The 12,293-nt window shown below is 33.6% G+C and carries 12 protein-coding genes and 1 tRNA gene; 8 read left to right on the plus strand and 5 right to left on the minus strand.

What is annotated here, in order from left to right; all coding sequences use genetic code 11:
- Positions 1-4: 4 nt before the first annotated feature.
- The 3 genes from VKY47_RS01455 to VKY47_RS01465 form a co-directional block, all read right to left on the minus strand.
- A tRNA-Asn gene (locus VKY47_RS01455) sits at positions 5-78 on the minus strand.
- Positions 79-223: 145 nt separating this feature from the next.
- Positions 224-1,570: an RIP metalloprotease RseP gene (gene rseP / locus VKY47_RS01460; protein ID WP_324309770.1), complete on the minus strand. Its 1,347-nt coding sequence runs from the start codon at positions 1,568-1,570 to the stop codon at positions 224-226.
- Between the two features lie 79 nt (positions 1,571-1,649).
- Positions 1,650-3,587 carry a M1 family metallopeptidase gene (locus VKY47_RS01465; RefSeq protein WP_324309772.1) on the minus strand — a complete coding sequence of 646 codons (1,938 nt, stop codon included), beginning with the start codon at positions 3,585-3,587 and terminating at the stop codon, positions 1,650-1,652.
- A 93-nt stretch (positions 3,588-3,680) separates the two neighbouring features.
- Here VKY47_RS01465 and VKY47_RS01470 point away from each other — a divergent pair, with 93 nt between their 5' ends.
- From VKY47_RS01470 to VKY47_RS01485, 4 genes are all read left to right on the plus strand, one after another.
- Entirely contained in the window at positions 3,681-4,352 is a 672-nt protein-coding gene (locus tag VKY47_RS01470) for an SCO family protein (RefSeq protein ID WP_324309774.1), read from the plus strand.
- A gap of 73 nt (positions 4,353-4,425) precedes the next feature.
- Entirely contained in the window at positions 4,426-4,659 is a 234-nt protein-coding gene (locus VKY47_RS01475) for a FeoA family protein (protein WP_324309776.1), read from the plus strand.
- Positions 4,652-6,751 (plus strand): ferrous iron transport protein B, encoded by a 2,100-nt coding sequence (feoB, locus tag VKY47_RS01480; RefSeq protein ID WP_324309777.1) that lies wholly within the window; start codon positions 4,652-4,654, stop codon positions 6,749-6,751. The genes VKY47_RS01475 and feoB overlap by 8 nt, the downstream gene beginning before the upstream one ends.
- A gap of 30 nt (positions 6,752-6,781) precedes the next feature.
- Positions 6,782-6,919, plus strand: coding sequence for a FeoB-associated Cys-rich membrane protein (locus VKY47_RS01485; protein ID WP_324309779.1), 138 nt, complete (start codon positions 6,782-6,784; stop codon positions 6,917-6,919).
- Positions 6,920-6,941: 22 nt separating this feature from the next.
- Here the strand turns inward: VKY47_RS01485 and VKY47_RS01490 are convergent, their stop codons facing one another.
- Positions 6,942-7,373, minus strand: coding sequence for a hypothetical protein (locus VKY47_RS01490; protein WP_324309780.1), 432 nt, complete (start codon positions 7,371-7,373; stop codon positions 6,942-6,944).
- A gap of 40 nt (positions 7,374-7,413) precedes the next feature.
- On the minus strand, positions 7,414-8,070 hold the full coding sequence (locus VKY47_RS01495; protein WP_324309781.1) for a metal-dependent transcriptional regulator: 657 nt from the start codon (positions 8,068-8,070) through the stop codon (positions 7,414-7,416).
- Positions 8,071-8,369: 299 nt separating this feature from the next.
- Between VKY47_RS01495 and VKY47_RS01500 the strand changes: the two genes are divergently transcribed.
- The 4 genes from VKY47_RS01500 to VKY47_RS01515 all read left to right on the plus strand — a co-directional run.
- Positions 8,370-9,281 (plus strand): metal ABC transporter solute-binding protein, Zn/Mn family, encoded by a 912-nt coding sequence (locus tag VKY47_RS01500; protein ID WP_324309783.1) that lies wholly within the window; start codon positions 8,370-8,372, stop codon positions 9,279-9,281.
- Between the two features lie 96 nt (positions 9,282-9,377).
- Complete coding sequence (locus VKY47_RS01505; RefSeq protein WP_324309789.1) at positions 9,378-10,103, plus strand: metal ABC transporter ATP-binding protein; 726 nt, start codon at positions 9,378-9,380, stop codon at positions 10,101-10,103.
- A 137-nt stretch (positions 10,104-10,240) separates the two neighbouring features.
- On the plus strand, positions 10,241-11,839 hold the full coding sequence (locus VKY47_RS01510; protein WP_324309785.1) for a DUF3843 family protein: 1,599 nt from the start codon (positions 10,241-10,243) through the stop codon (positions 11,837-11,839).
- 121 nt (positions 11,840-11,960) lie between these two features.
- On the plus strand, positions 11,961-12,293 hold a 333-nt coding region (locus VKY47_RS01515; protein WP_324309787.1), incomplete at its 3' end, for a metal ABC transporter permease.

The raw sequence follows: 12,293 nt of genomic DNA on the forward strand, positions 1-12,293 counted from the left end.
TGTGCTCCTCCTCTTGGGCTCGAACCAAGGACCCTCTGATTAACAGTCAGATGCTCTAACCAACTGAGCTAAGGAGGAGTGTTGTTTTCTTTTTAAGTCTTTTTTCTGACTTCCATATTTTCCAAACCAACCGTTATATACAGTAGTTAAGTAGTATGTTTTCGCCTTAGCGAGCGCAAATATATATTAAATATTAGTTATTGCAAACTATATTTTGAAAAAATTAATTAAAAATTGCTTTAAAGATATCATTCCCATTTGCAAACAAAACTAAAGCTATTAATAACACGAATCCTACCATTTGTGCATATTCTAAAAACTTGTCGCTAGGCTTTCTTCCAGAGATCATTTCATAGAGTAAAAACATCACATGCCCTCCATCTAATGCTGGGATTGGCAATAAGTTTAAAACCCCTAACATGATAGATAAAAAGGCTGTAATATTCCAAAATACCTGCCAGCTCCAAAAACTAGGAAAAATATCATAGATGGCCTTAAAACCACCTACACCTTTATAGGCTCCTGTACTTGGAGTAAAAATAGCTTTAAATTGTGTGATGTAAGATGATATTTTATCGCCTGTTTTAACTACTCCTACAGGAATGGCTTCAAAAAAACCATACTTTCTAGTTTCAAATTGATAATAACCTAAAGCCTCTAAGGTTTCAGGGGTTGCTCCAGAGGCATAAACCAAACTCAATTTCCCTTCGTTACTAATATGAAGTGGAATTTGCACCTTTTCCTGATCTCTTAAAACTGTAGCTTCTACATCTTGTCCTTTTAAGCTTTCAAGTGCTGGAATGACCTCATCAATATATTTTGTTGATTGGCCATTAAAAGCTGTAATAATATCGCCTTTTCTAATTCCACTTCCCTTATTAAAAGAGGAATCTGGTACTTCGGCAATAACAAAAGGCATTCTTAAATCTATAAAAGATTTTTCCTTTGAATCTATTAATTGCGATAAAAAGTCTTCTGGCAAAGTAACCGTCGATTGCTGGCCATCTCTTTCAATAACAATGCTTTTTCCAAATAATACTTTTTCAGAAATCTGTGAAAAATGGTCTATCTTATCACCATCAACCGAAATAATTTTATCTCCCGTTAAAAGACCTGCTTTCTGGGCTACCGTACTCTCAATTAGAAGACCGTCTTTGATATTTTCAATTGGAAGAATTCTATCTCCATAAAAATAACTCATTCCTATGTATATCAGGATGGCTAAAAAGAAGTTTACAGTTACTCCACCTAACATAATAATTAAACGTTGCCAAGCTGGTTTTGAACGAAATTCCCAAGGTTGTGGCGGTTGGGCCATTTGTTCGGAATCCATGCTTTCGTCTATCATTCCTGATATTTTAACATAGCCTCCAAGCGGCAGCCAACCTATTCCATAAACGGTGTCGCCAATTTTCTTTTTGAATAAGGAAAACTTAACATCGAAAAACAAATAAAATTTCTCAACTCTGGTTTTAAAGATTTTTGCAGGAATAAAGTGTCCCAATTCGTGCAAAACAATTAATAAGGAAAGGCTCAATAAAAATTGAGATATTTTTATAACAAACTCCATGTATATTTTTCTCTAGTGTAAATTAATTTGCAAAAGTAGTGTTTTAACAGCATTTAGAAAACATTTACTTAGCTATAACTTAATTTTTTAACACGGATTTATTAATTATTCCTTGATTGGCATGGAGTTGCACAAAAAACAAACCTGAAGACAAAGTCGAAAGATCTAAACTATCTGTCCATGGCGTGGTTAGCAAAAGCTGACCTAAAGTATTATAAACATTTATATGACTAACAATTATGTTATTAGGTTTAGAAATATGCACCTTATGAGTCGTTGGATTTGGATAAATTTGAAACTGGTTTTCTAAAGTAAACTTATCTATATGCAAACTCACCGAATTATATCTTGAAATCAAATCAGCTTCTGGATCGAATACAATAGTATTCACCGTAAAGTTTACAGTTCTTAAAAAAGTTTCGCTGTTTGTGGTATTGTCTAAAACCAAATCCAATTCCTCGCCATTAGTTCCTAAAACCCGTATTGGAACTGGGGCTTCAAAATATGAAACGGAAGAGTGACTTTGCGTTTGGGAAATAGAGATGACAACCTGGTTGCTATTTGGTTGATTCCAGGTTATATCGTAACTCGGATACCCTTGGTTGTAAATCCAATCGTTAAAAAACTCTGTAAGATCTTGTCCGCTTGTGGTTTCCATGACTGCTTTATAATCTTCTGTTTTGGCATAGCCATAAGCCAAATCTGGATGATTTAAATAATCTTGCATCCCTTGAAAAAACGGAGCATCTCCCAATTTCTTTCTCAACATGTGCGTAACCATGGCTCCTTTATTATAACTTAATCGGCTACTAAAAATCCTGTTGACGCTTAAAGTATCAGAATCTGTTAAATAAACAGCTCCCCCATTTTGTGAAGTTATCGAGGCATTCAAGGATTGTTTCCAAGATGTAAACTGACTATTTCCATCTAAGTTTTCAACCACAAGTCCCGATAAATAAGTGGCAAATCCTTCGTTCAACCAAACATCTTTCCAACTCCCACAGGTTACTTTGTTCCCAAACCATTGATGGGCCAATTCGTGCGCTATTAAGTTTCTTCCAAAACTTCCCATAAAAGAAACTGTGGTGTGCTCCATTCCACCACCCCAACCAAATTGGGCATGCCCATACTTTTCGTTGGCATAAGGATATTCCTGAAACAGATTGGAAAATAAATTCATAATATCTACCGTTACTGCTGTACTAGCTTGAGCAGAGGCTAGATTTTCTGGATAGACATAATTAACTATTTCAAACGGATTCCCATTGTTATCCACCGTGTCCGAATACACTGCATAATTAGTTACTGCTATAGCAACTAAATAAGCTGGAATAGGATACTGATGTTTAAAATGAGTGGTTTTAAAAGCGCCATTTATAGTTTGACTTTGTTCCAAGCCATTGGCAACGGCAATATATTCTTCGTTTGAAGGATTATTTACTGGTGTAGTAATATAAATATCAATGTTTTCTATTTTATCAATTAAATCCTGTTTACACGGCCACCAACCTTTAGCGCCATAAGGCTCAGAAAGGGTCCAAATAATTGGATCTCCACTATGGCTGTTTTGTTCAAAAGAACCAAACCCAGAACTCACTGGATTTCCCGAATAACTAATCGTTAAGGAATCTAAGACTCCTGTATTTTGAACTTGATTTAAAGTGATAACAATCTCATCATCAGAATTCTGACTAAAAGAAAGCGAATTTCCACGCTGCAATACTTGAGAAACAACCATATTGTCTGTCAACTCGAAAGTAACTTCCGAAAGGTTTTCCTTGGCTTCAAAATAGGTGGTTACATCTCCTGAAATAAAAGCCTGCGATGGGTCGATATTTAGTTCCAATCTATGATAGGTAACATCATAGTTTCCCGTATTCATATTAACACGATAGAACATTTTGTTTAAAGCGGTTCTAGCTTCAGCATCTCTAATGTCATCCATGGATTTGACATAATCTTGTCCGAAAGATAGGGTTGGTAAAAGAACAAGCAAGCAAGGTAAAAATCTATTCACAATATTATATTTAGATGTTAAATTTACCGAATTAAACACTTATCTATCGTATTTTTGCAAATAAATCCTCCGAAAAATTCAAATTAAATAAAAATGCTTTCATTTTTTAAAGATTATAAATATTTCGCTATCGTTTTTGCAGCTCTTTCCGTGATTATTATGTTAATAATCTATAATGTATATGATGTTTACAAGCCTTTACCCATTTATCAGCCTACAATGGTTAATTCTGAAATGGTAGATAGCACGCTGCAATACAAAAAAAAATACCATAAGATTGCCGATTTCAGCTTAATAAATCAAAATGGTGAAACCATTACGCAAGACAGTTACAACGACAAAATATATGTAGCCGATTTCTTTTTTACAACCTGTCAGACCATTTGTCCGATTATGACGGACCACATGGTTTTAATTCAAAAAGAAATTAAGGACGATCAAGATATTATGTTGCTCTCGCATACAGTTACTCCAGATATTGACAACGTAGAGCAACTTAAAAAATATGCTCTTGAAAAAGGTGTTATCGATAGTAAATGGAACTTGGTAACAGGTAACAAAAAAGAAATATACAACTTAGCTAGAAAAAGTTATTTAGCCGTGAAAACCGATGGTACTGGAGATGAATACGATATGATCCATACTGAAAACTTCATGTTAATAGACAAAAAACGTCAAATTAGAGGGTATTACGATGGCACAAATCCAGACGATATTTCCCGATTACTTAAGGAGATTAAAATCTTAAAAGAAGAATATAAATAGTTTTATAGTTCACAATTTTTTTTGCCTGAAATTTTATTCTACTTTTGCTTCTTTAAAATCAATCTAAATAGGCTTGCAAGTTACATTAGCACATCTAAAACGAGGAGAGAGAGCCATTATCACTGATGTTTCCTCCATTTATATTCCCTTAAAATTACTAGAAATGGGTTGTTTACCGGGAAATGAGGTCGAGCTTCTTCAAGTAGCTCCATTTTCAGACCCCTTATATCTCAATATAAACGGAACGCATTTGGCCATAAGAAAAGAAACTGCTATCCATGTTTTAATTGAAATTTGTAATGAGTAAGCAACTTAATGTCGCCTTAATAGGAAATCCTAATACCGGTAAAACCTCCATTTTCAATGCCTTAACCGGATTGAACCAAAAAGTTGGAAACTATCCAGGTATTACCGTCGAAAAAAAAGAAGGTGTTTGCAAACTTCCCCGTGGCGTAAAAGCCCACATTATAGATTTACCCGGAACTTACAGTTTAAACGCATCCTCTCTAGACGAGAATGTGGTTATTGAACTTCTTTTAAATAAAAAAGACAAAGACTTTCCAGATGTTGCCGTAGTTATTAGCGACGTTGAGAACTTAAAAAGAAACTTACTTTTATTTACTCAAATTAAAGATCTAGAAATACCAACCATTCTTGTTATTAATATGGCCGACAGAATGAAATATAAAGGTATTTCGTTAGATATTCCTTATTTAGAAAAGCATCTTGACACTAAAATAGCCCTAGTAAGCACTAGGAAAAACGAAGGAATCGATAAGCTAAAAGAATTAATCTTCAATTATAGAGAACTTTCTGTCTCGCCTTGTATGAATGCCTCCGAAATCGATAAAAAATATTTCGAAGACCTTCAAAAAGTATTTCCAAACCAATTATTATACAAGCTTTGGTTGGTTATTACCCAAGATGTTAACTTTGGAAAAACCGACAGAAATGAGTTTGATGCCGTAGAGGATTTTAAAACAAAATCCAAAGCCGATTTAAAAAGATTACAGCAAAAGGAAACCGTAAAACGCTACCAGTTTATTAATAATGTCCTTAAAGAAGGGCAAGCTATCGACTTGAGTACTGCTAAAGATTTACGTATAAAATTAGATAGAGTTTTAACCCATAAAGTTTGGGGTTATGCTATTTTTATATTTATACTATTACTTATTTTTCAAGCTATTTACGATTGGTCTTCTGTGCCTATGGATTTTATAGACGCGAGCTTTGCGTCTTTAAGCGAATGGACAAAACATGCCTTACCCGCTGGAACATTTACCAATTTATTGTCTGAAGGAATTATTCCAGGACTTGGTGGTATCGTTATTTTTATTCCTCAAATTGCTTTCTTGTTTTTGTTTATTTCCGTTCTTGAAGAAAGTGGCTACATGAGTCGTGTGGTCTTTTTAATGGATCGAGGCATGAGACGTTTTGGCCTAAGTGGAAAAAGTGTGGTGCCATTAATTTCAGGAACAGCTTGTGCTATTCCGGCTATTATGGCCACTAGAAACATTGAAAGCTGGAAAGAGCGCTTAATTACTATTTTGGTAACTCCTTTTACAACTTGCTCTGCCAGACTTCCGGTGTATTTAATTATTATCGCCTTAGTTATTCCCGAAGGTCGTTTTCTAGGCATGAGTTATCAAGCGTTAACGTTAATGTTACTTTACTTAATTGGTTTTGGAGCCGCTTTGATTTCTGCCATGATTTTAAATAAAATATTAAAATTTAAGAGCAAATCATTTTTTGTGGTCGAAATGCCAAATTACAAATTGCCTTTAATTAAAAATGTCGCTTTAACAGTTGTCGAAAAAACGAAGGCCTTTGTATTTGGAGCAGGAAAAATTATTTTGGCCATTTCCATTGTATTATGGTTTTTAGCTTCTTATGGACCGGGAGATGAGTTTAATAATGCCGAAGAAATCGTTACCGAAAAGTTTGCTTCCCAAAATTTATCTGAAGAAGAACTAGACAACGAAATAGCTTCTCAAAAACTAGAGTATTCTTTTATTGGATTAACAGGAAGAGCTATAGAACCAGCGATTAGACCTTTGGGTTACGATTGGAAAATTGGGATTGCCTTAGTGAGTTCTTTTGCAGCCAGAGAGGTTTTTGTTGGAACTTTAGCAACGATTTACAGTGTTGGTAGTGATGAGGAAGAAACTATTAAAAACAGAATGGCTGGCGAAGTAAATCCAATTTTGGGTGGCCCACTATTTAATTTTGCTTCGGGTATTTCCTTATTGTTGTTTTATGCCTTCGCTATGCAATGTATGAGTACGCTTGCTATTGTAAAACGTGAAACCAATAGTTGGAAATGGCCAGTTTTACAATTGGTATTAATGACTGCTTTTGCGTATGTTGTAGCATTAATTGCATACCAATTATTAATTTAAGGTTTTAATGAAAATTACGACTAAAAAATTATGAATGACCTTTTACAAAATATCTTAGCTTTTGCAGCACTTTTTATGGCTCTAGCATTTTTAGTGAAGAAATTCTTTTGGAAAAAATCCAAATCCAAAAAAGGAGTTCAGGCGCACGACTGTGATAATTGCCACTAAAAAGATCCATTTAAAAAAGAATTTATTCCTTTTTAATGATTTCTAACTGAAGGTAATAATCTTCTTTCTTAATTTTTATATTTGAATTCAGGTTGGGAAGAATCCCAAGCGCCAAGACTGAATGTTTTTCAGAAGAAAACAAATTCATTAAATTATCATCCATCTTTTTTCCCGGTTGAAAAACAAGTTTCTTTTGTTTAATAATTACATCATCTTTTAAAACATCAATCAATACTGCAGCCTCTCCAGCCCACATGCAAGTAACATCTTCGGGGCAACGTGAATCGGATAAAACATCAGAGAATTTTATCTGAACATCTTCTATCTGATAGGTTTTTCCTAGATATAATTTAGCCACAATTTTTGGAGCTTCAACTTTTACATGTGTAGAATCTTGAGGAAAAGTGAATAAAAAACTAAAAAAACAACTGATAAAAAAAGCTTGTTTCATCATATTATTATGTGTGAAATATATTTTATATAGGCCCAGAAAATTATACTTTCTGAAGATATAGATTTTGCGCGACACTATTGGAAACTGTCATCTCAAGTCCGTTTACCCTAATTTTTATCGAACTATCAAAAACCTCCTTATGCAGCACTTCAATTTTTGTTCCAAGCTCTATTTTATTACTATTTAAGTACTGCAAAAACTCCGAAGAACTATCATTCACCCCAACACAATTATAGGTTTCATCAATTTGAGCTTGAGCTAACGTCATTTTTTCTATAATGATAAAGTCTCCATGTTTATCCGGAATAGGATCTCCATGCGGATCGTGCGATGGATAGCCCAAAAATGCATCGAGCTTATCTATAAGTTTTTGAGATTTTATATGCTCTAACTGTTCGGCTAACTCATGGACCTCATCCCAAGAAAAATGCAACTTATCTACTAAAAAAACTTCCCAAAGTCTATGTTTCCTAATCACGTTCATGGCTATTTTGTTTCCAACTTCAGTAAGAATAGCTCCTTGGTATTTTTTATAATCTACATAGTTTTTATCAGCCAATTTTTTAACCATGTCTGTAGCAGACGAGGCCTTTGTGCTCATAGCTTCTGCTAAAGCATTTGTGTTTACCATTTCCTTGCCGTGTTTGCTTAGGTGGTAAATGGCTTTTATATAATTTTCTTCTGTAAGGGTTATCATCTTAAATCTTAATTAAACAAATATAAAGTAATTAAATAACAAACATAAATTTAGACTGCTCTAAACCTAAATCCCTCTTTAGAATAATTAATAGATATCTGTAAGCTAACTTCCCGTTTTTAGGGTTTTATTTTATGCCGAAAATAACTTTCGCATTTTAAACAATCATATCCATGAACTTTCAGTTTATATTAAAATACATACCAAATAAAGCCCATTATATTTTCTTAGGACTTAGATATCAACTTATCTAAAAATTACCTATTAATTTAGTACCTTCGCAATAAATATTTAGACGTATGAAAAAAATAGTTTTCTCCTTGTTAATTTTTGGGGTTTTATTTAATTGTAAAAACACCAAAGAGACTAATGACAAACTAAATATTGTAACCACAACCACCATGATAACCGATTTGGTAAAAAATATTGGTGGAGATAAAATTAATCTTCAAGGTTTAATGGGAAGTGGCGTCGATCCGCATCTCTATAAAGCGAGTGAAGGTGATGTTTCCAAATTAGCCAATGCCGATTTGATATTCTATGGTGGCTTGCATTTAGAGGGTAAATTGGTGGATGTTTTTGAAAAAATGGGCCGCCAAAACATTAAAACCATTGCAATTTCTGATGCTTTAGATCAAAACACTCTCATTTCCTCAGATAATTTTGCTGGTAATTACGATCCACATATTTGGTTCAATGTCGATTATTGGATAGAAATCACCCAATATGTAGCAGAGCAATTATCTGCCGCAAATCCAGAAAACAAGGACTTTTTCGAGGCTAATGCAAAAACCTATGTAGAAAAACTACTGGTTTTAAAAGAAAAATTACATGTTACAATAGAAACACTTCCACAAGATAAACGTATTTTAGTCACTGCGCACGATGCTTTTAATTACTTCGGAAAAGCCTTTGGGTTTGAAGTGGTTGGCTTGCAAGGCCTTTCCACAGCAACAGAAGCTGGAGTTCAGGATGTTCAAAAATTAGCGTCTTTTATTATTGATAAAAAAGTAAAAGCCATTTTTGTTGAAAGTTCTGTTCCAAAAAGAACCATCGAGGCTTTACAAGCGGCTGTTATATCTACAGGTCATGATGTGGCTATTGGTGGCACCTTGTATTCGGATGCTTTAGGAAATGCTGGAACTGTTGAAGGCACTTATATTGGCATGTTTGAATTCAACGTAAACACCATTGTGAATGCTTTAAAGTAAACCTCGAAAAAACAATAATTGTCCACAGCAACTAAAATAACAAACTAAGTGAGCGAAATAAAAACTCAAAAAGACATTCCTGCTTTCACAGGAAAGATGGCAGTTCAAGTAGACGATTTAACCGTTGCCTACAATTACAAACCCGTACTTTGGGATATAGATTTAGAAATTCCTGAAGGCGTACTTATGGCAATTGTTGGTCCAAATGGCGCGGGAAAATCCACATTAATCAAAGCCATTTTAGGCATCCTAAAACCAATTGCTGGAAGCGTCACTATCTACGGAAAACCCTATGAACAACAACGCAAATTAGTTGCTTATGTACCACAAAAAGGAAGTGTCGATTGGGACTTTCCAACTACCGCATTAGATGTGGTCATGATGGGAACTTATGGCAGTTTAGGTTGGATTAAACGTCCGGGATTAAAAGAAAAAAAAGCATCTTTGGAAGCTTTAGAAAAAGTGGGGATGCTCGCTTTTAAAAACAGGCAAATCAGTCAGCTTTCTGGAGGTCAGCAACAGCGTATCTTTTTAGCACGCGCCTTGGTGCAAGATGCGTCCATTTATTTTATGGACGAACCTTTTCAAGGAGTGGATGCAACCACAGAAATTGCCATTATCAATATTTTAAAGGAATTACGAAAAGCTGGAAAAACCCTCATAGTTGTTCATCACGACTTACAAACGGTTCCAGAATATTTTGATTGGGTGACCTTTTTAAATGTAAAGAAAATTGCTACAGGACCAGTTAAAGACATCTTTAATGATGATAACTTAACAAAAACCTATGGGATTAATTATAAAGTGAGTATTCAGAAATAAAACATGGAAACCTTTCAGGTTTTAAAAACCTGAAAGGTCTAATAAAATTAAATATACGCTGGAATAACCAGCCATAGAGCACATGACTCATTTATAATACATACATTTTAAAAGTCTTATCTATAAAAAACAAAAGTGTGAAAGATAGAATTTACATAAAACATTGGTTAGAGTTAAAACCACAAAACTACAGTAGCAATACAGATTCATATTACCTGAAAATTGCCAATAAAATCTATTCTAGTTTTAATTCTGAGTCGAAACTGGTGCTATTAAACTTTATGGATAAAGAAGAAATTTATTCATTCTGTTGTTTTCTTACCTGCTATTTTGAAGATATAATTTCTGATACTAATTTATGGCAAAGCTTTAAAAAAGAATATACCAGCAACCATAATAAAACGCTGCCCTTTTTTAATCTTGACAGCAATTATATAGATGAAGAAATAAATGTTGAGGACCTTGCTATTCTAATTTGGTATTTTATCAATACCATTCAAGAAGATAAGTTTGCTAATCCGTACAACGAGTTTATTTGGCTTCTCGCGAATCAAGCGATGCTAGTTTTAGATGAAGAATATGAATTTGCACCAGAAAATAAAGTGCTTCAAAAATTCTATCAGCTTCATCCTGAAATAGGAGATTTTTATGATATCCGACATGTTATCCACAATATTTTCTTTCAATCCTATCTATTCTACCCAGATATTAAGCAAAAACTTAATTCTGATATCTCACAAATTCTTGAAGATAAAAAGGATGAAGATCCAGGATTATTAATGGAATATATTAAAGAGATTACTGAAGATTATACTTTTAATCGAAGCAGCTCCTTGTTGTCTCTCAATGGCAAAGATTGGGTAAAATCGGTACTCGGTAAATCTCACAATAAACATGAAAGTATTTCTAGTATATCTAACAAAATTAAAGGCTTATTTATCTATAAAAAACAAGATGAGTATTCCGTTTTTTTAGAACATATAGCATCTAGCATGTTATTTGAATTAACAAAAAAATCGTTTGACCATTACAACGATTTAAAAGAAGATGATATTATCTATATAGGATTAGTTAATTTTAATAACGAATGGTGGTTTTCTGGTAGTTTCCACGAGATAGATTTTGATGCAGACCTCATGTTAGATCAAAAAAATTCAGCAAAAGACAGAGCTGCTGTTAATTTCTTAATGGATAGTAATGAAATTAAAGATATATTAAAAAAACAAGAAGACGCATTTCTAGGTTTTAATGCCAATTCTTTAATTGCTTTTATGAAAAGTGAAGATTTAAATAGCTTTTTAGACGATTATACACTCTTTTTTAACAATTCACTACAACTCTCTGAACAACAAAATAAAGAAGCTCACGAAAGAACCAGAACCGACGGTTATTTTGGTAATGACTCAGATTATAATATTTCTGATGATGAAATTATTGTGTTTTTTAATCCTAAATGTGGTATTGAAATATTTCAAAATATTTCAAATGCATTCCCAGATAAAAGAAATCCGTTTTTTACAGAAGAAAGTCATGAAGATGTGCAGCATATACTAATGTCTGAAGAATGCTCCACCGAATTTGCACATTACTTAATTGAAAACTATAAAGATAAATTGTCCTATTTTAAAAAAGAACCTTATAAGTCGTATTTAAACGATTTAGATTTTCTTCTTAAATTTTGGAAAAAAGAGAATTATAATACAAAAAATAGTCTTGTTTTAATTGGAAAAAAATAGTAAAAATAAATCTCTTTAAAACAGACCTTTCAGGTTTTAAAAACCTGAAAGGTCTAATATTTACGCAAATCAAAAAACTTATTAGCGAAAACAGGAAGCCATTCCAGCTTTCGCAGGAATTATGGATTTAAAAGAATATATAGAACTCGTTTTTAGCGATTACACTTTGCGAACCATTACCTTAGGAACAGCCATTCTTGGTGCTGTAACTGGTATGCTTGGTAGTTTTGCTGTATTAAGAAAACAAAGTTTATTAGGAGATGCCATTTCCCATGCGGCACTTCCTGGAATCGCCATCGCCTTTTTAATTACGGGATCCAAAGACACCAATACCTTACTTCTTGGAGCGTTGGTAAGTGGTTTAATAGGAACCTTTTGGATTAGAGGCATTGTTACCAAAACCCATTTAAAATCAGATACCGCCTTAGGCTTAATTCTTTCTTTATTTTTTGGA

The sequence above is a fragment of the Xanthomarina sp. genome, assembly GCF_035306705.1.
Taxonomy (GTDB): Bacteria; Bacteroidota; Bacteroidia; order Flavobacteriales; family Flavobacteriaceae; genus Xanthomarina.